This window comes from Bdellovibrionales bacterium (assembly GCA_016716765.1).
In the GTDB taxonomy this organism is placed as follows: domain Bacteria; phylum Bdellovibrionota; class Bdellovibrionia; order Bdellovibrionales; family UBA1609; genus JADJVA01.
Map to the genome: position 1 here is coordinate 956,196 of JADJVA010000020.1, position 24,066 is coordinate 980,261.

Annotated in this window: 22 protein-coding genes and 1 tRNA gene; 17 read left to right on the forward strand and 6 right to left on the reverse strand. The window is 45.1% G+C overall.

The genetic code is table 11. The annotated features are described in order from the left end of the window. Positions 1-115 precede the first annotated feature (115 nt). The 9 genes from IPL83_13225 (at position 116) to IPL83_13265 (ending at position 9,069) form a co-directional block, all read left to right on the forward strand. Entirely contained in the window at positions 116-568 is a 453-nt protein-coding gene (locus IPL83_13225; GenBank protein MBK9040104.1) for a hypothetical protein, read from the forward strand. Then, complete coding sequence (locus IPL83_13230; protein MBK9040105.1) at positions 565-1,857, forward strand: hypothetical protein; 1,293 nt, start codon at positions 565-567, stop codon at positions 1,855-1,857. Before IPL83_13225 ends, IPL83_13230 begins: the two co-directional genes overlap by 4 nt. Next, positions 1,854-2,921 (forward strand): hypothetical protein, encoded by a 1,068-nt coding sequence (locus IPL83_13235; protein ID MBK9040106.1) that lies wholly within the window; start codon positions 1,854-1,856, stop codon positions 2,919-2,921. Before IPL83_13230 ends, IPL83_13235 begins: the two co-directional genes overlap by 4 nt. Before the next feature lies 1 nt (position 2,922). After that, on the forward strand, positions 2,923-4,263 hold the full coding sequence (locus IPL83_13240) for a hypothetical protein (GenBank protein MBK9040107.1): 1,341 nt from the start codon (positions 2,923-2,925) through the stop codon (positions 4,261-4,263). Between the two features lie 48 nt (positions 4,264-4,311). Continuing rightward, on the forward strand, positions 4,312-5,031 hold the full coding sequence (locus IPL83_13245; GenBank protein ID MBK9040108.1) for an ABC transporter ATP-binding protein: 720 nt from the start codon (positions 4,312-4,314) through the stop codon (positions 5,029-5,031). Beyond that, positions 5,028-6,392, forward strand: coding sequence for an FtsX-like permease family protein (locus IPL83_13250; protein ID MBK9040109.1), 1,365 nt, complete (start codon positions 5,028-5,030; stop codon positions 6,390-6,392). Before IPL83_13245 ends, IPL83_13250 begins: the two co-directional genes overlap by 4 nt. A gap of 24 nt (positions 6,393-6,416) precedes the next feature. Continuing rightward, positions 6,417-7,184: an outer membrane lipoprotein-sorting protein gene (locus IPL83_13255; GenBank protein ID MBK9040110.1), complete on the forward strand. Its 768-nt coding sequence runs from the start codon at positions 6,417-6,419 to the stop codon at positions 7,182-7,184. A 5-nt stretch (positions 7,185-7,189) separates the two neighbouring features. Beyond that, a complete protein-coding gene (locus IPL83_13260) occupies positions 7,190-8,512 on the forward strand; it encodes an ABC transporter permease (GenBank protein ID MBK9040111.1) in 1,323 nt (440 codons plus the stop codon). Between the two features lie 173 nt (positions 8,513-8,685). Next, entirely contained in the window at positions 8,686-9,069 is a 384-nt protein-coding gene (locus IPL83_13265) for a hypothetical protein (protein ID MBK9040112.1), read from the forward strand. A 112-nt stretch (positions 9,070-9,181) separates the two neighbouring features. Here IPL83_13265 and ppc read toward each other — a convergent pair whose 3' ends face one another. After that, positions 9,182-11,827 (reverse strand): phosphoenolpyruvate carboxylase, encoded by a 2,646-nt coding sequence (gene ppc, locus IPL83_13270; GenBank protein ID MBK9040113.1) that lies wholly within the window; start codon positions 11,825-11,827, stop codon positions 9,182-9,184. Further along, positions 11,820-12,407, reverse strand: a complete 588-nt coding sequence (locus IPL83_13275; protein ID MBK9040114.1) for a DNA-3-methyladenine glycosylase I — start codon at positions 12,405-12,407, stop codon at positions 11,820-11,822. Before IPL83_13275 ends, ppc begins: the two co-directional genes overlap by 8 nt. A 128-nt stretch (positions 12,408-12,535) precedes the next feature. Here IPL83_13275 and IPL83_13280 point away from each other — a divergent pair. Beyond that, positions 12,536-12,612 (forward strand) — tRNA-Arg (locus tag IPL83_13280). Between the two features lie 302 nt (positions 12,613-12,914). Continuing rightward, a complete protein-coding gene (locus IPL83_13285; protein MBK9040115.1) occupies positions 12,915-13,301 on the forward strand; it encodes a hypothetical protein in 387 nt (128 codons plus the stop codon). 60 nt (positions 13,302-13,361) lie between these two features. Here the strand turns inward: IPL83_13285 and IPL83_13290 are convergent, their stop codons facing one another. Continuing rightward, on the reverse strand, positions 13,362-14,135 hold the full coding sequence (locus IPL83_13290) for a hypothetical protein (GenBank protein MBK9040116.1): 774 nt from the start codon (positions 14,133-14,135) through the stop codon (positions 13,362-13,364). A 233-nt stretch (positions 14,136-14,368) separates the two neighbouring features. Then, a complete protein-coding gene (locus tag IPL83_13295) occupies positions 14,369-15,709 on the reverse strand; it encodes a type IV pilus twitching motility protein PilT (protein MBK9040117.1) in 1,341 nt (446 codons plus the stop codon). Positions 15,710-15,919: 210 nt separating this feature from the next. Between IPL83_13295 and IPL83_13300 the strand changes: the two genes are divergently transcribed. Beyond that, complete coding sequence (locus IPL83_13300) at positions 15,920-16,543, forward strand: PilZ domain-containing protein (GenBank protein ID MBK9040118.1); 624 nt, start codon at positions 15,920-15,922, stop codon at positions 16,541-16,543. A gap of 44 nt (positions 16,544-16,587) precedes the next feature. Here the strand turns inward: IPL83_13300 and IPL83_13305 are convergent, their stop codons facing one another. Together IPL83_13305 and IPL83_13310 are read right to left on the reverse strand one after the other, a co-directional pair. Beyond that, positions 16,588-17,259 carry a leucyl/phenylalanyl-tRNA--protein transferase gene (locus IPL83_13305; GenBank protein MBK9040119.1) on the reverse strand — a complete coding sequence of 224 codons (672 nt, stop codon included), beginning with the start codon at positions 17,257-17,259 and terminating at the stop codon, positions 16,588-16,590. Beyond that, complete coding sequence (locus IPL83_13310; protein ID MBK9040120.1) at positions 17,256-18,710, reverse strand: ATP-dependent DNA helicase RecQ; 1,455 nt, start codon at positions 18,708-18,710, stop codon at positions 17,256-17,258. Before IPL83_13310 ends, IPL83_13305 begins: the two co-directional genes overlap by 4 nt. Before the next feature lie 402 nt (positions 18,711-19,112). Between IPL83_13310 and IPL83_13315 the strand changes: the two genes are divergently transcribed. The 5 genes from IPL83_13315 to pyrE all read left to right on the forward strand — a co-directional run bounded on the left by IPL83_13315 (position 19,113) and on the right by pyrE (position 24,004). Next, complete coding sequence (locus IPL83_13315) at positions 19,113-21,218, forward strand: elongation factor G (protein ID MBK9040121.1); 2,106 nt, start codon at positions 19,113-19,115, stop codon at positions 21,216-21,218. Between the two features lie 31 nt (positions 21,219-21,249). After that, positions 21,250-21,804, forward strand: a complete 555-nt coding sequence (gene dcd / locus IPL83_13320; protein MBK9040122.1) for a dCTP deaminase — start codon at positions 21,250-21,252, stop codon at positions 21,802-21,804. Between the two features lie 228 nt (positions 21,805-22,032). After that, positions 22,033-23,076, forward strand: a complete 1,044-nt coding sequence (locus IPL83_13325; protein MBK9040123.1) for an HlyC/CorC family transporter — start codon at positions 22,033-22,035, stop codon at positions 23,074-23,076. Further along, positions 23,061-23,396, forward strand: coding sequence for a divalent-cation tolerance protein CutA (locus IPL83_13330; protein MBK9040124.1), 336 nt, complete (start codon positions 23,061-23,063; stop codon positions 23,394-23,396). Before IPL83_13325 ends, IPL83_13330 begins: the two co-directional genes overlap by 16 nt. A gap of 71 nt (positions 23,397-23,467) precedes the next feature. After that, on the forward strand, positions 23,468-24,004 hold the full coding sequence (gene pyrE / locus IPL83_13335; GenBank protein MBK9040125.1) for an orotate phosphoribosyltransferase: 537 nt from the start codon (positions 23,468-23,470) through the stop codon (positions 24,002-24,004). The last annotated feature ends 62 nt before the right edge of the window (positions 24,005-24,066 follow it).

Here is a 24,066-nt window from a genome sequence, read left to right on the forward strand (position 1 = left end):
CTTCTCTTCATCCTGTCAAAAATGGATGGGGGTGGCTTTCCCAGCGCCTTACCTCGCACAAAACAGAGTGATAGGATTTTTCTCAAGAACCCAAGAATTAGTGGGGGGGTTCGCCTTGATCACTCAACCTCCCTTTCGAGTGATTTCAAGTCTCCCTGATGAGGCAGTCGCAAAAATTTCACATCTTAAATACGAACACGATTCCCTTTTTGAAATCACTGGATTGTGGCTTAACCCAAGTTACAAAAGTCGTCTGACCAATTTTCTCTTCTACTTAACAATTTACAAAGAAATTAGATTTTTACGAAGACCGTACTTTATTTACGCCTACTCTTCCTCGAAACCAAAATTGGGAGAGATCTATTCCATTGCAAAACCCGTCACAATCTACCAAGGCCCCACTCTCCTCTTACCAGGTATGGCTGGCCCGGATGATGAAATCGTCCAGATTGGCTCCGTCGAAGCACTCAACAAAGCCTGGAGGTCAAATCCTGGTTTTCTTTTTAATCGACTGCGTCGCCCTCGTTCCTCCAGTTTTTATCAAAAACCAATGGATATAGAATTATGATAGAACCTAAACTGATAGATTTGATAGATTCGGAATTATCTTCGGGCGAGAAAAATCAATTTACCAAGAAGGCCACTGGCCTCCAGGCCGACTCAAGCCTTACCGAAAGCGTTGTTGAGAAAATTTTTAAAGACCGCTCGCACTGCCGCCTAGCTGATATTCAGGATGAGCCCGAATTGCTACGGTTTATGAATATGCAGCCAATGCAAACGAAGAACTGGTCTCTCAGTTTTCAACGCGGGAAAGACTACTTTTCTTTTTATCGATTGAGCGGAGGGTCATTTTTCCCATTTGTCATGACAAACTCCCAAGGATCCATATGTGGATCATCGGGACTCATCAGAACCTCGACAGCTGTCAGAGGGGAGCCAAGCCTATTGGGATATTTGTGCGATCTGCGCGTGGATCCGCGAGCGCCTGCAAGACGAAAATCTGATTGGCGATCTATTTATCTGGATCTCATCACTCAGCTTCGCACAACTCAGAACCCAAATGAAAGATGTGACTACTTTGTAACATCTGTTCTCGATACGAATCTTCGGGCACTTCAAGTATTGACGAAAAAGTTAGCAGGAATTCAATATCTTCCGCTGCAGCAATACAATGCGCGAAGCCTGCTTTTTCATCCCTGGCCAGGTATCTACAATCGATTGGACAATCACCTGCTTGTAAAAACCAATCAAAAAATTGATCGGGCCTATCTCGAGGACTGGCAAAAAATGAATGCAGGCTCTTTAGGTCTCCCTTATCTGCCTGATCAAATGGCCATAGATAAATACTTGGGACATCTCGATAACCACTGGCGCCCCCTCAATCCCTTCCCCACGATTGAGGTGACAGATAAAGTAGGAAACAAACTTGGTGCCTGCTGGCCATGGCTCGGATCAAGTGTGCGCGCTCCGGTCGTGCAAGGGCTCTCACCATTCCTCACTCGGATGGGCGGATTGCTTCCAAAGTTTGGTCGTGCACCAATTGTCAACGGTCAACCAATGTCTCAAATATACCTGACTCACTTGATGATTCATCCCCACCTCCCCAAAGAACAAAAACATAAGGTGCTTCGAAAACTCGTCCTTGAAACCTACAAACTGGCGGCTGAGGAAAAAGTACACTTGATTACTTGGATCGAAGGGAGATGGCCAGCTGCACCTCATGCCAATCTTCCTGATGGTCTCATTTTTGATATGCCTGCGACCATGTATCAGGTCGTCCCCACTTCTTCGCTCTCCGATTCTCGTCTCCTGCTTCCGCATCACACTCCTCTCTATCTCGAAGGAGCGTCCTTATGAAGGAATGCATGAAAGAATATCTGACGACGAGCTCTCCAGAATCGCCCCTCCCCTTTCGTCATGCCACCAACATTGATTGGTGCGGAAAGTGGTTTGAAGTTGCAAGAAAGCGTGGCGAAAATCACATTGTCTCCTTTGGTCGCGGAATACCTGACCCGAACCAAAATGGCCTTGTCCAGAAAAAAGAATTCCACAATTTCTCTCACACTGAGATGGACGGCATCTCGGCGATGAATGTTTGCTTACAAAAGCTAGGACAAGGCTCAAGGTTTTTTCCCGAAATGAAGAACAAAGAGGCTCCCTCCGGATTAGAAAATATCCATGCTCTTCGCAGGGCCTTAAAAAAGCAATCCGGAGCGAATGCCGATTGGATACCTCCAAACCAACCAATCAGAAATCTCAATGAAACGGCTGTGCTAGGATTCTCAGCCGATGAAACCTCTCGCATCCTAAAAGCCCTGCCTTCGCAAAAAACCAATTTGGATGGTCTTCTGTTGAGCTTGCTGGACACTAAAGCAAGGGAGCTCCTAAAAGATCCCAACCAAACAGCTAAGTGGCTTTTTCCCATCAATATGCGAGGGACTTCAATGGCAGTCGACGCGATCTGTAACCAAGTGAGCTTTATCACTCTGCTGAGCCACCCCCCTTGGTCTTCAAGCCAAATCCAAGACCAAATCAAACAGGCCCTACAAAATTCAGAACACTGGGCAAACTGGAATGTCTGTTCGATGGGCAAATATTTCGGGAACTTTGGTATGAGCTACCTTTCAAAGCGAAGCTCCAAACGAAATTTTTGGATGGGAACCTTCTCTAATCTGGGCAGCTGGCAGACAGATACCTTTTACAAGGAATGGGATCCAAGTGAGGTTTGGTTCACCTCTCCTCCCGGATCTCCCAACTATCCAATAGGATTTGTCCATTGTGTTTTTAACGGAAAACTGAGTTTAAGCCTTAAGCTTCACCCATTTACTGGACGCGATGTGATCTGGGCAAACGACACCCTAGAATTCATGCGTCAAAAATTGCTTCGCTCCTCAAAAACTGATGTTTCGACTGAGCCTTAATGTGAATTCACAGAAACAGAAACACCGTCGCACTCTCTCTCGTGTACCATTTTTAATCATCACGCTCCTTTGCTGCTACATGATCCCACCCCTGTGGCCATCCGCACTTGCTGCGGCAGTATGGGACAATTTTCAGATCTCCACCAAATGGTTTTCGACTCTCACCGAATCAAATGTTTCCTACGAAGATCTGAATCGTAGCAATGCACTCAAGATTCCTTCTCAAATTCTGGATTCTCAACTCCGCGAGGATCTTCGCGCCTACTATTCAAGTTTCGTGGTTACTCTGCGGCCCACTTTATCGCTTTCTCGAAGGACCCAAGCTGAAGGCTTAGATCTAAACACCAAAACAGCCAGCACCACCCTGATCAGATGGAATGAAGCTTTCGTACAGTGGAACCTTTCGGACTCATTGTTCACTGTCTATGGCGTTCAAAATTTCCAGTGGGGACCCGCTGAGTCTTTTAATCCAAGCAATGGGATTTTTCGTGAAACGGCTCAGCAGAAAATTCTAACTCACCAATCAAGAGGAAAGCATCTCCTTCGCTTCAATTACTCCTGGACCCCTCAAATAAATACAATATTTTTAGCGGAGCTATCTGATAATAGCGGCGATAGTCCGTTTCTCAAGGATGTAGAGTTTCGCCAAAAGGTACTTCAAAAAACTGAACTCAATTGGAATTCGGGATCCGACTATGCCGGAATCGTCGTCGGGGGTGAAGATTCCTCGTCTCCCTATTTTGGAGAATACTTTAATTTGTCGATATTTGAAGGGCTGAGCCTTTACGGTGATGGCAAACATCAAAGAGGAAGCGAAAGCTGGTATCCAACAGAGAATGCAAGCACCTCACTGGTCACCCTGGAACAGACTCAGCAGGAGTCTCTCCAGTTTTTTTCATCGGGCGTTCTGGGGCTGCGTTACGCTTTTGAGAATGGTTCTGATTTGCACTACGAGTTGATCAGCTACGCACCTGGATACAGCGAACAAGATCACCAGATTTTTCTTCGAGCACTCGTCCCCTCCTCCATCGGCCAAATGCAAAAAACCTCCACTTGGATTCATCGTGTCGATGGATTGGGTCTGGAATTTCCCGGCCAAAAATTCTCTTATATATCCTTGAGAGTTCCTGATTTTTTCAGGATTTTAAACTGGAATTTAATGGCAAGAGCGATACGATCACACACAGATCAGAGCTACCAGTACTATGTCAGCTCGGACTGGACCATGGGACCTGCCGGCACCTGGACTCTGGCTGGGTTGTTTTCACCAAGCGCACAAAACAAAGAGTTGGGCTCACCCGCTCACACTACTATATATTTTGGCTATGAGCATGTATGGTAGTAACACTGTCCGGTGAGCACACAAAGCCATGAAGACTGAGGCGAGAAAATGATTAAGCAAACTGACCCGAAAGCCGCATTCAAGGTCCCTGAAAAATTCATTGTGACTGTTCAAAATCTCAAGAAATCTTATCTCTTAGGAGAAACTAGGGTCCACGCCCTGAACGGTGTAAATTTGCATCTCAGCGCCGGAGCATTTACTGCCCTTATCGGAGCTTCTGGGTCTGGTAAAAGCACCCTTTTGAATATGATTGGCTGCATAGATGACCCAAGCGAGGGCACTGTCCTCATCGATGAAATCAATATACAAAATCTGAATGACACAGAAAAAAGTCGCTTAAGAAATCAAAAAATTGGATTTATATTTCAATCGTTCAATCTGATTCCAGTCCTTAATGTTTTCGAGAATGTTGAACTTCCTCTTCTGATCCAACCTCATCTCACTCGAAAAGAAAGGGAATATCGAGTTCATCAAGCCATCTCAGACGTTGGCCTAAAGGATTTTATACTCCACCGACCGGACCAACTTTCTGGGGGACAAAGACAAAGAGTGGCAATTGCTCGAGCCTTGGTCACTCAACCACGCCTGGTCTTAGCCGATGAGCCCACTGCCAACCTGGATTCTCAGACCTCTCATAAAATTATCGATCTCATGCTTGAACTCAACAGAAAACACAATGTTACTTTTCTATTTTCAACTCATGATGAAAAGCTCATGAAAAGAGTGTCCCATATTTTACATATTCAGGATGGTTTAATGACTTTATGATCAAATTCTGGAAGCTCGCCTTTTATAACCTGAGGAGAAATCGTCGACGCAATTTGGCTACAATGATTTCCATTTCGTTTGGCCTTATCGGCCTCATGATGTTCGGCGGATACGTCAATCGCACCGACAACTTTTTGCGCGTTTACACCATCTTCGCTCTCAATACCGGTCACATCGCCATTTATGCCAGAGATGGACTTGAAAAGTTTCGCTATAAACCTCAAAACCACAGTTTTGATGTCGTCTCTCAAGCTAAGATCGAAACCATACTAAATGGACACAAAGAGAAAATAGACTCTTATTCCAAAATCTTATCTGGCACTGGCCTAGTGGGAAATGGCTGCCAAAGTTTTCCCTTCTATGTATCGTCCATAGAACCCGAAATCGACCTGAAATTGCGTACTCATGAGCAAATGCTGAAATGGGCTCCAGAATTATCCAAATTCATTAAAGGCCGCGCCCTCGGCGAATACAAAGAGGAGACCTCTCCTTTGTCTATTAGCAAAGGACTCGCCCGACTACTGCACAAACCACTGGTGTTTGATGAGGTTCCTGTCGGAGGAAATCAAATAAGGGCCATTGATTGCTCTAGCCCAGATGCAAAACAACTCATTGAATCGGATTCAAACATCCAGCTTCTGACTGGAACTTGGCAGGGAACGACCTCTGCCTTAGATGGCGAAATTGTCTCTCAATTTTCGACAGGATTTTCAGAAACAGATCAGGGGGCCTTAATAGCACCACTCAAGTACCTCCAGAATCTCTTCGATACGGATCGTATTGGTCACTACTCTGTTTGGCTTCGCAGTCCGAGTAAAATTGATTCTGTCATGGCAACTCTCAAATCTGAACTCGCGGCAAATGATATATTGGCAGATACTTATCCCTGGTATCACGAAGACCTCAGCCCAACCTACAATGGGGCTCTCAGATTTCTCCGAGTCATGATTGCCTTTATTGGAATCGTCTTGTCAGCTATTATTACCTTGTCCATATTGAATTCATCCACCATGACTGTAACCGAGCGCTCAGCCGAAATAGGGATGATGAGAGCTCTCGGATTTACTCGAAATCGAATTCGCCTTGTTTTTGTTCAAGAGGCCGGACTGGTTGGATGTCTTGGACTATTTGGCGGGCTTCTTTTGGGAAACCTTATTATCACGCTCATAAATGCTCAAAACATTCCATTTACTCCCCCTGGAGCCTCCCATGAAATTCCCATGCTTCTCCTGCCTCACTTTGGTTTTACTGTAATTACTTGTGGATCTATTCTTCTCCTAAATTTACTTACAACATGGTTTGTTGTTGGGCAAATCAGTCAAAAGAATATTTCTCATCTGATTATGGGACATCATGGTTAAGTCATTTTCAATATTGGAGATTCTATGCGGACAACACAAAGACATACTCTGTATCTCAGAATCATATGCGCGTGCCTTCTCTTCGCGACACTCGCTCAGGGTGAAAGCAAATATTCGGCAGAATCTCTATTAAAGGAGTCCGACCGGGCTCGTGGAGCTGCTGATCAAACCGAAGGAATATCATGGAAAGCCCACATCCATACAGAGGACAACGGAAATACCTCCAATATCGACTATCTCATCAAAGTTCGTGGAGACAATGCAATCGCCGAGGCACTTTTCCCCCCTCGAAATAAAGGACAGATAAGCCTCTTCAACAATCGTAGCGTTTGGTTTTATAAACCGGGTTTAAAAAAACCCGTTTCGGTATCACCACGCCAAAAGCTATCTGGCCAAGCGGCCAATGGTGATATTGCCTCGACAAATTACGCCCGCGATTATATTGGGAAAATTGTGGGAGAGGAAAATCTCGATGGAATTCAGACTTACAAATTGGAACTGAAAGCCAAGGTAAAGGATGTCACTTACGATCAAATCCTCTACTGGATATCAAAGGACAAGCGGCTGGCGATCAAGGCCGACTTCCTAACAGTGAACGGGGCTCCCTTTAAAAGGGCTACTTTCCAATATGATAACCATCTTTCTCTTGGCGGAAAGACCTTCCCCTTTGTGAGCAAGATGAGCATTGTCGACGTAAACAATGAAAAAAATCTGACGACTCTCTCGTATCAGGAACCAAAAGAAGAAAAGCACTCCGCAAACATCTTCAATATCAATAATATTATTAGGTGATGAGAATGAAATGGCCCCAAACTCTTCTCTTAGCATGGAGAAATGTAATTCGACACTGGAGACATTCACTCTCAACCCTCATTGCGATTGCGGGTGGCTTCACTGCGATTTGCCTTTTTGATGGCTTCATGGAGGGAATCAAACAGCAAAGTTTGGAGTCGTTTTCAGTTCGTTTTATGATGGGCGATGTCATTATCGAAAGGCCCGAGACCCAATTTCATCTCACGGACGGCGATTTTTCTTATACTTTGAGCAAAGAAGAGCAGATCTTTCTTGAAGAATTTTTCCAGCAGGATCCTGATTTTTTGATGCGCTCTCGATTTCTTGGCGTCCTCGGCATGGCTGACAATGGATCCACTCATGCAATTTTTTACGGAAGTGGATATGATTTAATTGACGGGACAAAAATGCGGGGACCCATTTGGGACTGGAATACTCTGGCCGGAAAACCATTGCACCTGTCCAATCCATTCTCTGCCCTGCTGGGGCAGGGACTTGGAAAGCGTTTGGGCTGCGAGATGGAAAACCCCAAACCAGAGCTTCATCCGGAGGGTGGTTATGCCCACGAAGACAGGCCATTTCGCTGTCAATCAAATAGACTTCAGATTTCGGCTACCACCGAGTCGGGACAGATCAATGCCTTCGATGTTGAAGTGGCCGGAATTATAGATGTATCTATTCGGGAATTGGATTCCAAATACATTAGTTTTTCTCTCGAAACCGCTCAACGATTACTCAACACTGATCGTATTTTGCGCACCACCGTAAAACTCAAGGATCCCTCCATGGTTGGACCGTTTACTTCTCGCTTGCGGGAGAAGGCTCGGGAAAGAGGATTTAATTTTGATATAATACCCGTGATGGAACATCAGGTATCAAAAATTACTCGCGACGGATTAAGACTCATTTCCTTATTTCGAGGACTTTTTATGACGATTGTTATTCTGATCAGTATTCTGTCTATTGCTAACACAATGATGAAAGCTGTGACTGAGCGAACCAGAGAAATTGGCACCTTGCGAAGTCTCGGTCTCCTTCCAAACGAAATCCGCAGAATCTTTGCTTGCGAAGGCACATTTATCGCAGTCAACTCGAGTCTTCTGGGCTTGGTATTTACGCTTATCATTTCGACCTTAATCAATATCAGTCGACTCAGCTACTCCGCCGGCATATTGGCAACTCCCTTGCCATTGCGTGTATTTTGGGTACCAGAATCTTGGGGGAGCATCTCCATCTTGCTGATGAGTCTCGCTTTTGTGACGGCCTGGGTGGCCTCAAGAAAGGCAACTTCCAGAGTCATTGCCGATAATCTCCGTCATGTGACATAGGAAAGTTCAGTGACAACCCCTCAAATGCCCTACTTACAGGTGTTTTGCAGATCTTTCCCATTTTTTGCGATGCTTTTATCATTGTGATCTTATTTCTCTTCTGCTAGTGTCCCCGATCCAGAGAATGCTAAAAGGAAATCAAAAACAATTAATCACAACCTTCAGGAGGCTCTATGCTTCGTTTTCTAGTTTTGGCTACAACTTCATTCTTATCGATCGCCCCACTCGCACAGGCATCTTTTGGCCGAGCACCAACCAAAACTGGAGATTACTGTCTAGACCAAGGCTTTGAAGTGCTGAAAAAGAGATTTGGAGCGGATCACGACATTGCATTCAAATACACAGTTGGAGAAAGCCCGAGAGTTTCCAATGCGCTTCAATATGCTTATACCATTAGCGATCTCTGTTCTGGAGTTTTTTATCTTTCCACTGGTGCTGGAATTGACATTCAAAACTGCACAAATGTTCATTATGGGCGAGTTCCTAAAAAATTCGTTGGGATTGAAGCGGACGGCCAATGCAAACAGATTTTGCCACACTCTGAACCTGTTGAATAAGTTCATTAGTGACGATGTGGTAACATCTATTCATTTATAAACCGAAGTGTGGCACGAACAGAACTGGTGATCTCAGGAGTTAGTGCCATACAGATATCTCTCTGTCGCTCTTCTATCCTGTGTTTCTCATTCCAGCAGAAATACCACTGATGGTCAGAGCAAGAATTCTTTGCGCCCAGGTGTCGTCAGGATTTTCGCGATATATTTTTAGAAAATGGCACTGCAAAATATTTAAGACATCTACGTAAGGAGTTCTTACGCTGATAGATCTTCGCAATACGGGATTGTCTTCCAAAAGCCTTTTGTGACCAGTGATTTGAGCCAATGTCGAAACAGACAGTCGATAGGCTTCAATTATCTCAAGAGTCAGATCTTGATTCCCCTGACTCACGAGAGTATCTGAATAGCGTTTAAAAACAGAGATATCGACTTTGGCCAATACCATTTCCAACAAATCCAGCGTTGCTTTGAAAAATGGCCACTCTTTGTACATCAATCTGAGTTGGCGAAGCTCACCCCTTGCTATTGACGCCTCTAAGGCCTCCCCAAGTCCAAACCACGACGGAAGCAAACCGCGGTTTTGGGTCCAAGAATAGACCCAAGGAATTGCCCTCAATGAATCAAGGTTAATGCCTGCCTTTCTTCGTGCTGGACGACTTCCAATCTTAAAGAGCGCTAATTCCTGGACCGGCGTCACCTCTGTAAAATATGAAATGAATCTTTCGTTTTCGTAAATGAATTTTCGAAAAGAGCGACTTGAGTCTTCAGCGAGTCGATCCACAATTGAATACCAAATTTTCTTTTCTTTTGGAGGCCTAGATACAGCGGCTTCAAGAACTCCGGCCACATAGAGATCCAGCGTACGTTCAGCAATTCCGGGAAGACCAAATTTGCCGTGAACTGTTTCTCCTTGTTCTGTTACCCGCAAACGTCCATTTCCACTTCCCCGCGGAAGCGCCAACAGAGCCAAATGAATTGGGCCACCACCTCGACCAATGCTACCCCCTCGCCCGTGAAAGAACTCAAAACCAATTCCCTTCTGGTGAGCCAATTCCTCCAGCTCTGTTTGAATTTGATGAAGAAGCCAAGCTGAAGCCAAACGCCCTGATCGCTTCGCTGAATCCGAATACCCAAGCATTACCATTTGGTAATTTCCCACATATTTCCTATAGTAAGAAAGATCGAGAAGCGATTCTAAAATCCTTCGACCATTTTTTAGGGCCTCGGGAGTTTCAAACAGAGGTACGACTGGCAAATGCCTCTTGAGATTTGCTATTTTTAACAAGACAAACGCTTCTAGTAAATCAGAAGGTTCCTCGGTCATTGAAATCACATAAGATCGGAAGCAATCTTCAGGAAAATCATTGATGAGGTTGCAAGTGTCCAGCACTTCTCGTCCCAATGCCGACCACTCCGGAGGTCTCTCAATTATTTTTTCGTCATTCAAAATATCAAGCAGGACTTTTTGTTTTCCTTGCTCATTCAGTTCGCGATAATTCTCTTTAAAGAGATGGAAAACCAGTTCAGCAACAACTTCTTCATGCACATCAGAGGATTGACGTATATCCAAACTCAAGAGGGCCACTCCAAATATCTCTAAGCGGCGAATCAAATCAAGAGTCCTTCCTTGCGCCAAATCATTTGCTCCAATGGAAACCAGACTTCGATACACAACCTTCAAAGGCTCAATTATTTCACTCTTTCCAATTAGATTTCCTCGCGAAACTTCCAAGCCATTCAGATTTTTCAGAACCACTTGTTTTGACTTTTCAATATCATGACTAAGTTTATCAAGTAGGATCCGATAGGGTTCAGCCGGCTCCCCACCCCCAACCAAATCCAAGAGTTCAGAAGAGGCGCTCTTAAAGGACATCTCCTTGAGAAGCCAGTCGACTTCGCTCAAAATTAATTGATAGCCACTAGACATTCCCTTGTAAAGAACCTGTCTTGTTACCTGGGCTGTCACATAGGGATTTCCATCTCGATCGCCACCTACCCAAGAAGAGAAACGTATTGGCCTGGCATTCAAACTTATTTCTTCTTTCAAATATCTCAGCGCCGAATCATTCAATCTTCGATAAAATCGAGGAACCGCATCCCAAAGCACTTCTTCGACAATGGAAAATCCGCTGAGGGATTCCGTAAAAGGAGTCGGACCGGCCTCCTGAACAATTTCCGTCAAACACAGGGCACGAATATTCCTATCTAAGGATTTTTTTGCCTGTTCCTTTTCCCATCTGGTAGAATCTCTCCGGTCCAGAATTGCCAAATTTTGTGTCACATGCTTATAACGGCGAATGGCGGATTGGCGCATCGATTCTGTCGGATGAGACGTCAAAACAAGATCTACTTCCATTTGATTTAATTTCTCGACAACTTGAGAAATCATTTTTGGTTTCAAGTTTTTTAAAAAAGCCTCCACACTCCCCTTTTGCGGAAGACTGGAATGTGTCTCATAATAGAGACGACGCCGAGTTCTATGGTGCTGTTCTGCCGCGTTTGCGAGGCGAAGGAACTCTGTAAAAGACCTCGCAATTTTGAAAGACTTTTCAGATCCTGATAGCCTGAGAAATCTTTCGATACTTCCGATTGATCTACGGCTTCCTCGTCTCAAATCCTTTGCCCAACGGCGAACAAGTTCAACCTCCTTGAGGAATTCTGGAGAATGAGATTCGGCCAATACCCTGCCCAGTCGAGAGCCCAAATCTCTAATATTCGATCTCAAGGCCTGTGCGCTATAGGTTCCTGATTTAACCACTTGCTGCTAATTCCTTTCCAGCCTTTAGTTCCTTGTATCTAAAACAGCTCGTCAAATGATCGTTAACCATTCCAACTGCCTGCATATGTGCATAAACAATAGTTGAACCAACAAATTTAAAACCTCGCTTCTTGAGATCTTTGCTCCAGAGATCAGATATTTCAGTTTTGGCAGGAAGGTCCCCCATATTTTTTCGGCGATTATGAATGGGTTTTCCTTTAACAAAGGCCCATTGATAACTCGAGAAGGAACCAAATTCCTTTTGAACGTCTAAAAAACATTGCGCGTTTGTTATGGCAGACGCAATCTTCAACCTATTTCTGACTATCAGTGCATTATTTAAAAGCTTTTGAACCTCTCTCTTTCCGTACTTGGCTACGACTTCAGGATCAAAATTTGCGAACGCCCTTCGATATCCCTCTCGCTTACGTAGAATGGTCAACCAGGATAAGCCCGCCTGCGCCCCTTCCAAAATTAAAAACTCAAATAACTTTCTGTCATCATAAACAGGAACTCCCCATTCAAGATCGTGATAATTGACATAGAGAGGATCCTGGCCACACCACCCACAGCGCTTCATCAAATAGTTCCTTTCAAGAATGATATGTTTATAAACCATATGCCGTAAAATATGGTCAATACAGGATTCTGATATTTCGCTTGTCAGATGAACCAGATTTGGCTAGGTTTTCGAGCGTCATACTCCTTGCGCCCGTAGCTCAGTTGGATAGAGCGTTAGCCTCCGAAGCTAAAGGTCAGAGATTCGAGTTCTCTCGGGCGCGCCATCTTGCCATCTATGTCATTGCCAAGGTAAAGTCCCTCTCTGTTGCTTAATTCTTGGATATTGTTAAACAATTAGACAAGATTTTTTTCTAACTAGTTGAAACTACATACTTGAAGTTCGGTTCGAAGTTTGCTTATCAGAACAGTAACGCATCTTGTTTTATTCACCGAGCGAAAATTTATTACTACTTAGGATGAGTGGAATGCCTCAATTGCGCCAATGGATGGGGATTTTTACGATTGTAGTTGCTTTAAATGAGCATCAGTTCGCCGAGGCGGGCCCCCTTCTTCTCGAGGCTCTGAAATGGCTTCCCAGTCGGGTGATCTGGGAAAGGACGACGGCGAAGCCCTTCTTCAGGAGCTCACAGAAACAGAGAGCTTGGAAAAAGAGCTCAGAGATGACCCAGCAAAAGATACGAATAAACAAGTCACAGACAGAAACCCTGCGTGGTCCAGCCTTCCTCCAGCAAACAGCGAGAAGGCGCGCCTAAGTCATCAGGATAGTGACGTCGATGAAAAAATAAATGCGTTTCACAGGGGTCAAGAACTACATGCGACTCCAGTACCTAAACTATCGATCGAGGAACTGGAGGACAGATGTTCGCCAAGACCACATCGCCCACCTCATATGACCCGAGAGAAAACGACTAAAAATAGAAAATTTATTACTATTACTTTCAAAGAACAGTAGTCGCCCCAATTATAGCTATAGTTACAGAATATAAATTTTCGAGCTCAAGTTCAAACATTCTCAAGAGCGTTGTGAATTTGTCCTTCTTTGAATCTCCCGCATTTCATCATCAAGAAAGTAGGCAGCATTCTCCCCGAGCTTGCGAACGCGTTCGATAATCACCCGAGCCTGATCGAATCTTCCGTTTGCCATAAGCATATTCACATATGCTCTGGTCACTTTAATCTGAATGACTCCAGGCTTTGATTCGAGAATATGATCAAAATATGTCATTGCCATTTCAATTTTGCTCGTTATCGCCAAAACTTTGGCATACTCAAATAGAATTTCGCTCTCTCGTCCTCCAGCCTTTACATAATCGGCGAACGTCAAAGTCGCGTCATTCCATCTTCCTAACTTAGACTGCACGAGTGCCAAGGCCGATGTGTACTTAATTTCCTTTGAATTGTGGAGGTGCAACTTCGACAGCGTCGTTGCAACACAGTTCAATTCAGCACGCCTTTCACAAATCTCGGCTTTTCTCTCTAAATCTGCGATCTGAGCTATACCTGCTAGTTCCTTCCCTTTTATCAAAGCTATTTCAACAGCGTACGAATCCCATTGTATGACATGGATCACTCCCAAAACCAACAATACGGCTGCACCAACAAGTCCAGCAGCCGTTCTCGAATCGCTCTGAGACTCAGCGTGGGCTGATCTTAAAGAACTTGTCCAACCGCACTCACACACCGCCATTTGCATAAATATTCGATCCTTCGTGATCGTTTTGCCACAGATCGGACAGCTGAGATGTCTGAGCTTCCCCTGATGAATTATATTTGTGCCATAAGCCATTGTGCAATTCCCTTCAATATGTTTCAAATCGAGACAAGTCGAATCTCTCCAAATACTTGCGCTCTTGAACATATCGCAAGAATTATGCCTCCCAAACCTGGGACCATTTCTCTTAGTTCGGCGAAAACTGTTAAGTGAACGACAAGGTTCAGTATCCTAACACTTTCTAGAACAAAGAGATTATCCTGAGCCACCTCCTCAAGCCTCATTTCGTTGCAGGAATGACTGAAGCATTAATCCTCTCCAGGTACGCGCGCCTTTTGGAACCCTTCTCCCTCTTCTATAACCTCACTATTGTCCGCGAAGGGATCCTGTCGCTGAGGCACGGGCTTCTGCGGTGGCAACTTCTGTGGTGGTGGCGGCTTCTGTGGTGCTGTCTTCTCACCTTGAGGCTCAGTTTGGCCCCGCATTTTATCCTTCAGCAGTCTTTCTTTTACGTCGATAACAAAATCTTTAATGCCTTCATCTACTTCAACTTGAGCCACCATCGCTCCATCGATAGACTGACGATCGTTGACGATCTCGTAGGCGTCGGAAGCACGAATATCTCCTCTTTCCACAGCTTTTGCGATTTCAACATCCATGATTTGCATGCCGTCTTTTTTTCCAACCAGCATGGAATTTTCGATTTGAAATGTTTTTCCTTCGCGAATAAGATTGGCAACAGCCTCATTATTAACCAAAATATCCTGAAAGCACTTAAGTTTTGTTTTATCAAAATTTAGAACAAGTTTCTGGGAAACCACCAGCCGCAAGGTTTCCGCTAAAACAGTACGAATCTCCGCCTGTTCGCCTGATGCAAAACTACTGATAATTCGATCAATCGTCTTTGCTGCAGAGTTAGTATGAAGTGTTGACAATACCAAGTGCCCGGTTTCGGCCGCATGTATTGCCGCCATCATGGTTTCCTGATCGCGCATCTCCCCAACAAGTATGACATCGGGATCCTCTCGCATGGCGGCCCTAAGAGCTGTCCCAAACGTAACAAAATCGTGTCCTAAGGATCTTTGGTTAACTAAACATTTTTTACTCTCGTGGATATATTCAATAGGATCCTCAATCGTTACAATATGGCCTTTCTGATGTTCATTTATGTAATCAATCATTGCAGCTAAAGTCGTTGACTTCCCAGACCCAGTCGGTCCAGTGAGCAAAATCAATCCATTGTAATAGGAACATGCCTTTTTCAATACTGGGGGCATTCGCAGTTCATCAAGAGTTGGAGGCTTCATGGGCAACAATCTCAAAACAAATGCCATCCCATGTCGCTGATGAAAGAGGTGGGCCCGAAAGACTCCAATACCAGGAGATTGAAACGAAAAATCGACGCTCTTTTTTTCCTCGAATTCTTTACGCTGGCGGTCTCCTAGAATCGGATAAACTAAATTTTTTACCTCATCAGGCTTGAAGGGAGGAATATCTATTTTCTCCATTTGGCCGCGAACCCGAATCATAGGCGGATTATTTGCGGAGACATGAAGATCGGAACCTCCATTGCGTAATAAGCATTTGAGAAGACTGAGAAAAAGTCTTCCTGCTCGGGGAGGCGTATTCTGGTTGATCGAGGATTCCATCCAAGTTCATTTCGGATTATTGAGGCTACTTATCGAGAGAGGGGAAAAAATCTGGCCTTACAATGGTTTCGATTTGAGATCGTCTCAATTTGGGATTCTCACTGAAAAATTTCCGGGATTCTTCCCAGCTGCAATTGGGACATTTGCATTTGTCACTTAAAATTGGCACCTTCCCCCAATATTCCATTCGAATATGCCGATAACAGTGCGATGAGCAAAGGACTTAGAAACTTTATTCCAAGGGCGCCTAGGTATGTGCTACGACCCAACGACGAGCGCTTTCTGCGATTTGCGCATCACGATGATCGGAGTAATTCCTATGCAACCAGATTTTTAAACCTTTCTGAAACTGGCCTCGCCTTTGTGATCGATCGCGATACGGCTCCACAAATTGGTGATATCATCAAGATTGAGTTCCCTGTTCCAGGTGACGGCCAAGTCGCCTGGTTTGCTCGCGTTATTCGAATTGAAGAATATGTCGCCGAAAAAAGTTGGCATCGGCGCCTCGACCAGAGTCTAGACGATTATGTTGTTGTCGGAGTCAGATTCCACGATCTCCCGGTAGGACATCAGAATGCCATTCGCGCAGCGCTCAATCATAAATTCAACGCAATACTAAGGGAACGTTACCGAGAAAATTTCTATCAATTTAGCAGCTTTTTGGCCGCCCACTTCTGGAAGAGTGTGGTCTACCTGGCACTAGCTATCACGACTTTTCTCATTCTCTATTTTTTCTCGCTCCCTAGCGCCAATTATGATCAAGACCATGGAGCCCCCTGGGGACAGCGTTTTCCCGCTCTCAATTTTTTTTCTGAGAAAAAAGGGAACGAGTAGCTCGTCACCTGCAAATTGCGCTCACAAGAAACAATGGAGCCCGGTCACTTAAATAGGTCTTTTGCCGCACGTTTTGCTTCGGCTACCCAAGCCAGATAGGTTCCGCGGTCGATCGAGCGAGCGCCCAAAACCTTCATGTGAGGAGTGAGAGTTTGAATATCCATCCACTGCATACCTTGTGCTTTTAATCTCTCAATAAGACTTAATAAACACACTTTTGATGCGTTATCCTGACAGTAAAACATACTTTCTGCACTGAATACGCCTCCAACACAAACTCCATACAATCCACCAATCAGGCTTCCTTGATCCCAACATTCAACACTGTGAGCGAAACCCATCTTGTGAAATTCCAAGTAAGCATTTACCATCTGAGGAGTAATCCAAGTTCCCGTCTGATCGGGACGATAACTATCGGCACAAGATTCAATGACTCCTAAAAAATCTTTATTTACCGTCACATTCCAAGAACATCGTCGCAGATATTTGGCAAGCGACCTCGGTATGTGCAATTCATCGAAAACCAAAACTCCCCGCTGAGGTGGACAAAACCAAAGAATCGGGTCGCTCTCGGAGTGCGGCCACGGAAAAATACCGAAACTGTAAGCTTCAAAAAGAAGGTCAGGAGTTACTTCATCAGTCACGGCCACAACTCCCTCGGCCAGGGCGTGACGAGGATCTAAAAAAAATTCCCGACGCTCTTTATAGAGGTTCAATGCTTTAAGCAATTGTCACACCGGCCACAGGACGATGCCCCCTTCAGTCCAAAATGCCTATAAATGATTGCAAGCCTACATTGGTCGCTTTGACTAAACTGGACCATCGACAGCAAAGCTTTTTGCAAAGATCGCAACCGCTTTTCGTGGAGCACTGGATCCATGAGCTCGTCGGGCGGATCCCCAAGAATTTGGTAGGTTCTCAGATCACGGTTTTCCCACTCCAGCACACCCCACCTTTCAAGTAAATTCAGAGTCGTTTCAACTCGAAAGTCTCGACTGTTATAAAAGTTCATTTGTTGCCGAAGATATTCGGCTCCCTCTGCCACGACTTCGTTTCGCCTTATTGACAATAAATTCAAAATACTCCGAATAAATCCAGGATCCGGAGTTGTCCATTTGATAAAATCAGATTGGATACTAACATCATCCTGATCAAACAAAAGATGCACCCACGATGGCTGACCATCACGACCCGCACGCCCGATTTCCTGATAATAAGATTCCAAAGAGCCCGGAAGTTCGCTGTGAACAATAAGCCGAATATCAGCCTTGTCCACCCCTAACCCAAAGGCTGGAGTCGCCAACATCAAGCCATCTTCAGAGCGGAGAAACATTTCCTGATTATTGCGTCTCACATCATCAGGCAATTGGCCATGATAACGAAAGAAAGAAAACCCCAGTCGCCGCAACTCCTGGGATGTTTTTTCAAGCGTGGAAACCAAAGAGAAATAAACGACCCCGGGACCTCGTATTTGATGCCTGAGCCCGACAATATTTCTGATTTTCTCATCAAGTCCAACAACTCCGTGCACACTGATGTGAAGGTTGTCCCTTTCAATACCTGAGATAAACTCCTGGGCATCCTCCCCGAAACGAAGTTCACGACGAATATCATGGCGAATTTCGGGTGTTGCCGTTGCAGTCAATGCCGCTGTGGGAGGAGCTCCTAACTCCATCCTGATATCGCCTAGCCGCGAATAGTCTGGGCGAAAATCACTTCCCCACTGCGAAATACAATGGGCCTCATCCACAACCAACAGCGATATCCTGTTTTTTTCCAAGGCCTGGCGAAACTCGAGTTTTCGAAATCGCTCTGGAGTTACGTAAAGGATCTTAAAACTCCCTTCTGCCAATTGACGGTAGGCTCGTTCTCTCTCCAATTTACCGAGCGAAGAATTAATATAGGCAGCAGCAATGCCGCGCTTCTTCAGCGCATCAACCTGATCTTTCATGAGAGCAATGAGAGGAGAAAAAACAAGCGTCAGCCCCGGAAGAATCTGACTTGGAAGTTGATAGCAAAGGGATTTACCAGCCCCGGTCGACATGACAACCAGAGCCGACCCGCCCGAAACTAAAAAATCCACCACTTCAGCCTGGCCTGGCCGGAATTCAGAATGTCCAAAAAGACGTTCCAGAACCTCAACGTGCGACTCAAGCTTCCTATTCATGAAGCCTCATTCTCACACAAATAAAATAAATATTCTCTAATAATATCAAATACTTCAATCGACTCATTTTCCATTAACTCAATTTCGGTCACAAGAATAACATGCGAACATCCGACTCGGCTCCATCTTTGAGACGATGTTCCTTCGCGCATATATTACGGCATTTTATCATCTCTTTTTGCTCTTTGGTAAACTTCATGCTAACTATCTGCCCCGCTGGATTTTCTAATTAGCTGATCGAATTTGTTAACTAATTGACTTTCCGCGATATTGGCAAAACTTTCGATCAATTGAAAGGCGGCAGACGGACTCCCCCTCCATTTTGGTGGGTTGTTTTTTCTTCCGCTGATTTTTCTCATCTCAGGATCACAAGATGAGGACGTAAAAGAGAGGTTAGGTTTCATGTCTAAATGGGATATTAATAAGGTTCGAAATATCGGGATTTCCGCCCACATTGATTCGGGCAAGACAACCCTAACTGAGCGCATACTCTTTTACACTGGACGGATACATGCCATTCATGACGTTCGTGGAAAAGATGGGGTTGGGGCAAAAATGGATTCCATGGAACTGGAAAGAGAACGTGGAATTACAATCCAATCAGCTGCCACCAACGTTCATTGGAAAGACATTGAGATCAATATCATCGACACCCCCGGCCACGTGGATTTCACAATTGAAGTAGAACGGGCCCTCAGAGTTCTTGATGGAGCTGTGTTGGTTCTCTGTGGAGTTGCCGGTGTTCAATCTCAGTCACTGACTGTTGATCGTCAAATGCGTCGCTACAACGTTCCACGCGTGGCCTTTATCAACAAACTTGATCGGGCCGGAGCTAATCCCTATCGTGTCACCGAGATGCTACGCGATAAATTGCGCCATAACGCCGTTATGATGCAAATCCCAATTGGCGCCGAAGACAAGTTTGAAGGAATCATCGACTTGGTCACAATGAAAGCCTATTACTTTCACGGCGATAATGGAGAAAATATCGAAGAAAAGGACATTCCTGCGGATTTCCTTGATCGAGCCAAACAATTTCGTAAGGAATTGATTGGAAAGGCAGCTGATTTTGATGATGTCGTGGGAGAGAAGTACTTAATGGAAGAGGAGCCCACAAACGATGAAATCAAGACCGCAATCAGGAAAGGCTGCCTGAGTCTCGAACTCACTCCTGTTTTTATTGGATCGGCCTACAAAAATAAGGGTGTTCAGAAACTTCTTGATGGAGTCAGTGAGTACCTTCCCAATCCAGCCGAGGTCATCAATAAGGGTCTTGATCAGGCCAATAATGAGGCAGAGGTTATTCTGTCGTCGACAGGAGACAAGCCCCTTGTCGCTCTTGCCTTTAAACTTGAAGATGGACGATTTGGTCAGTTGACCTATATGAGACTCTATCAAGGAACAATGAAAAGAGGGGACTTTATTACCAATATGGCCAACGGTAAGAAAGTCAAAATCCCGCGCCTCGTGCGGATGCATTCAGATGAAATGCAAGAAATCGAAGATGCTTCTGCGGGAGACATCGTGGCTCTGTTTGGTGTTGACTGCTCTTCGGGGGATACCTTCACCGATGGAACTGTTGAGATCACCATGACCTCAATGTTTGTTCCTGATGCTGTGATTTCTCTGGCCATTTCACCGAAAGACAAAACTGCGGCGGCAAACTTTTCTAAAGCTCTCAGTAAGTTCCGCAAAGAAGATCCAACCTTCCGCGTTCACCGTGACGAGGAATCCAACGAAACGATCATCAGCGGAATGGGAGAACTCCATCTTGATGTCTACATTGAGAGGATGAAAAGAGAGTTCAAAGTCGAAACGATTGCGGGAGCCCCCCAAGTAGCCTATCGAGAAACAATTGGGATAGAAGCCGGTTATGATTATACCCATAAAAAGCAAACCGGTGGATCTGGTCAGTTTGCTAAAGTTATCGGGAAAATGCGTCCCATTCCTCCCGAGAACGGCATCAATTACAAATTCAACTGTAATGTTGTGGGCGGTCGCATTCCCAAAGAATTTATTCCAGCCGTTGACAAGGGCTTTCAGGAAGCCGTCAAAAAGGGAACACTCATTGGATTCCCCATCGTCAACATTGAGTTGGACTTGGATGATGGAGCCTACCATGACGTCGATTCAAGCGAAATGGCCTTCCGCATTTGCGCCATTCAGGCCTTTCGTCAAGGTTATGAGAAGGCCAACCCAACTGCCCTCGAGCCTTTGATGAAACTCGAGGTTTCTGCACCAGAAGAATTTCAAGGCAGCGTGATGGGCCAGGTGAATCAACGAAGGGGAATGATCGGCGGGACCCGCACCGAAGAGGGGTTTGTTACCGTTGAGGCAGAAGTTCCCCTTTCAGAGATGTTTGGCTATTCGACTGACTTACGTTCGGCGACCCAAGGCAAAGGAGAATTTACAATGGAGTTCTCACGATATGCCGCTTGTCCCCGAAGTATTCAAGAAGAGCTCGTAAAGAAATATCATGAAAGATTGGCAGCTGAAGCAAAGAAATAGCCAGACCTAGTTACGTCTTAAAGAGGGAACCATGATCCTCAGCGATAAAACGATCGGTGAGATGTTGAGCCGCGGAGAGCTCGGCATTGAGCCTTTGACGAGCCAATCGATTCAACCTGCATCTGTTGACTGCCGCCTCGGCAGTCATTTCTTGATGCTTGAAGATCGAGGTATGTCTGTTCTGGAGCTCAGTTCTGAAATCAAATATCGGGAATTCAATGGCGAGGCTATTGTGATGCCTCCTCAATCTTTTTTGCTTGCAACCACCATGGAGTACGTACGATTGCCCAACAACCTCACAGCTTTTGTGGAGGGGCGCAGCTCCATTGGAAGAATGGGGCTCTTCATTCAAAATGCAGGATGGGTAGATCCTGGCTTTGAAGGACAAATTACTCTTGAACTTTTTAATGCCAACTCACTTCCCATTCGTCTAGAAGCTGGGCGAAGAATTTGCCAACTGGTTTTTTGCAAGATGGACCAAATGGCTTTAAATCCTTATCGTGGTAAATACCAAGGCCAAATGTTAACCACAGGCAGCCGGGTCTTCCTTGATTCCGAGGCGAGTCAGATTCCTGACCCGTCTTAACTCTTGGGCATAATCCAAATAATCTATTTATTTTAAGTATTTCGATATAATCCCAGATCTGTTCATTGAGTTTGTTGTGCTTTTTAAAGGAATCTGGCAAGATTCGATATCTGTGGTCGGAACGGTGTTGTTCCTAAAATAAGGATGATTTTTTCTCTCAATGGATAATGGTCAGTCTAGGAAAATTTTTGCTCAAATATTTGTGGGAGTTTCTGAGGCCCTAAAAGGATGAGCCTCTTAGTCATTTACATATTTTTCTCCGTGTCGATTTCCTTTGCCTGTTCTCTCATGGAATCGGTTATTTTATCGGTCTCTCCTGCTTATATGATGATTGCGGCAAAGAAGGGCCGTCGCAGTGGCCAAATTCTCCAGGAACTAAAGTCTCAAATCGACCGACCATTAGCGGCCATTCTCACTGCCAACACCGTTGCAAATACTGTTGGTGCGGCCGCAGTGGGGGTCGAGATCCATAGTCTTTATGGGAATGAGTTCGTCGCCGTGGGCTCAGTAATCCTGACTTTGGTGATTCTTATTTTTTCGGAGATAATCCCAAAGACAATGGGCACTATGTACTGGAAAACCCTTGCGCCCATGTGTAGTTATACCATTCGAGCCCTGATCATTGTCACCTATCCTTTTGTGCTCTTGTCTGAAGGCCTTCGGGGATTGCTTGGGAGAAGGCCCGCCCATCGCATGACCCGAGAGGAAATGATCATGACGGCAGAAATGGGAGCCAATGAAGGAACTTTGCATCCCAAAGAAAGCCACGTGATTCGCAACCTTCTCATGCTCGATAAGGTAAAAGTTTCCGACATTATGACCCCTCGATCAGTTATCTTCGCATTTGAGGAAGGAAAGACGGTGGGGGAAGTTATGTCAGAACACCTCCCTCTGCGGTTTTCCCGAATTCCGATTTACAACGAAAACCTAGATAACATCATCGGAATGACTCATCGTTACAAGCTCATGGAAGCAGCTTCCCATGATCATGACAGCGTAACTATTGAAAAACTCATGAGTCCCATCCACACGATTCCAGAGGGTGTCTCCGTTGCGGCAGCACTTGATCAATTCATCAAGCGCCGTGAGCACATCTTTCTGGTCGTGGATGACTACGGAACAACGAGCGGACTGGTGAGTCTCGAGGATGCGGTCGAGACTCTTCTTGGGGTCGAAATCGTCGATGAATTGGACTCTGTTACCGACATGAGACAATATGCCAGAGAGCTTTGGCGTGACCGCAAGCAACAGAAGGCATGGCCAGTAAAGTGAGCCAAACCAGATTGATCTTCGTTTATGTCACCACTCCAAGCGAGCAAATCGCCCTGGAGATTGCGAAAGCAGCTATCAATGAAAAACTCGGTGCCTGCGCCAATATTCTTCCGGAGATGAAATCCGTCTATGAATGGCAGGGGAATTTATGCGAAGAATCTGAAACTCTGCTGATCATTAAGACGGAAGCTTCACGCTATCAGGATCTTGAAAAGAAGGTTTTGGAACTTCATCCCCATGAGTGTCCTTGCATCGTTGCTCTCCCCATACAGGATGGGCACTCCAAATTCCTTTCTTGGATTGAAAAACAGACTTCCTAAACCAACCCCATTGCTGATAATCAGTCACTCACTCACTTTTCATTCATTCTCAAGGAGGTCTCATGACTCAAATTCCCAAAATGGAACTTGCCGCAGAAATCTACAGAGTAGCTTACCTCACCGGCAACTTTAAATTGCGATCTGGACAGCTTTCAAAAGAGTATTTTGATAAGTATCGCTTTGAATCTCAACCGCGCCTGCTCAAGGCAATTGCCAGCCACCTTGTCCCTATGATCCCACCCGAGACCGAAGTGCTGGCTGGTTTAGAGATGGGTGGTATACCTATTGCCACAGCCCTCTCCCTCGAAACGGGCTTGCCCATCGTTTTCGTCCGAAAGGAAGCCAAAGATTATGGGACCTGTCTCTTTGCCGAAGGCTCCGAGATTAAGGGAAAACATGTTTGTGTCGTAGAGGACGTTGTTACAACAGGTGGACAGATCGTTCTCTCAACTAAGGATTTGCGAGGTTCCGGAGCAATTATTCACCATGTTATCTGTGTCATTCACCGTGGAACAGGCCAGCAGCCAGAATCCCTAACGGAATCAGGGCTCATCCTCTCTGCGCTCTTTACGATGAGTGAACTCAAAAATTCCGTAAATATTACTTAATCCCTCTTCAAATTCTTGGCACTTGACGCTATTGAAGCTATAACCAAGAAGATTTTTAGTCC

Bases quoted from the DNA above. Each gene is read 5' to 3' on its own strand.
- IPL83_13310 (MBK9040120.1), bottom strand. From the start codon at position 18,710: ATGAATAGGAAGCTTGAGTCGCACGTTGAGGTTCTGGAACGTCTTTTT.
- IPL83_13260 (MBK9040111.1), top strand. From the start codon at position 7,190: ATGAAATGGCCCCAAACTCTTCTCTTAGCATGGAGAAATGTAATTCGA.
- IPL83_13245 (MBK9040108.1), top strand. From the start codon at position 4,312: ATGATTAAGCAAACTGACCCGAAAGCCGCATTCAAGGTCCCTGAAAAA.
- IPL83_13330 (MBK9040124.1), top strand. From the start codon at position 23,061: ATGGCCAGTAAAGTGAGCCAAACCAGATTGATCTTCGTTTATGTCACC.
- IPL83_13275 (MBK9040114.1), bottom strand. From the start codon at position 12,407: ATGAAGCGCTGTGGGTGGTGTGGCCAGGATCCTCTCTATGTCAATTAT.
- IPL83_13285 (MBK9040115.1), top strand. From the start codon at position 12,915: ATGGCTTCCCAGTCGGGTGATCTGGGAAAGGACGACGGCGAAGCCCTT.
- IPL83_13325 (MBK9040123.1), top strand. From the start codon at position 22,033: ATGAGCCTCTTAGTCATTTACATATTTTTCTCCGTGTCGATTTCCTTT.
- IPL83_13315 (MBK9040121.1), top strand. From the start codon at position 19,113: ATGTCTAAATGGGATATTAATAAGGTTCGAAATATCGGGATTTCCGCC.
- IPL83_13265 (MBK9040112.1), top strand. From the start codon at position 8,686: ATGCTTCGTTTTCTAGTTTTGGCTACAACTTCATTCTTATCGATCGCC.
- IPL83_13255 (MBK9040110.1), top strand. From the start codon at position 6,417: ATGCGGACAACACAAAGACATACTCTGTATCTCAGAATCATATGCGCG.
- IPL83_13295 (MBK9040117.1), bottom strand. From the start codon at position 15,709: ATGGAATCCTCGATCAACCAGAATACGCCTCCCCGAGCAGGAAGACTT.
- IPL83_13250 (MBK9040109.1), top strand. From the start codon at position 5,028: ATGATCAAATTCTGGAAGCTCGCCTTTTATAACCTGAGGAGAAATCGT.
- IPL83_13235 (MBK9040106.1), top strand. From the start codon at position 1,854: ATGAAGGAATGCATGAAAGAATATCTGACGACGAGCTCTCCAGAATCG.
- IPL83_13230 (MBK9040105.1), top strand. From the start codon at position 565: ATGATAGAACCTAAACTGATAGATTTGATAGATTCGGAATTATCTTCG.
- IPL83_13290 (MBK9040116.1), bottom strand. From the start codon at position 14,135: ATGGCTTATGGCACAAATATAATTCATCAGGGGAAGCTCAGACATCTC.
- IPL83_13300 (MBK9040118.1), top strand. From the start codon at position 15,920: ATGAGCAAAGGACTTAGAAACTTTATTCCAAGGGCGCCTAGGTATGTG.
- dcd (MBK9040122.1), top strand. From the start codon at position 21,250: ATGATCCTCAGCGATAAAACGATCGGTGAGATGTTGAGCCGCGGAGAG.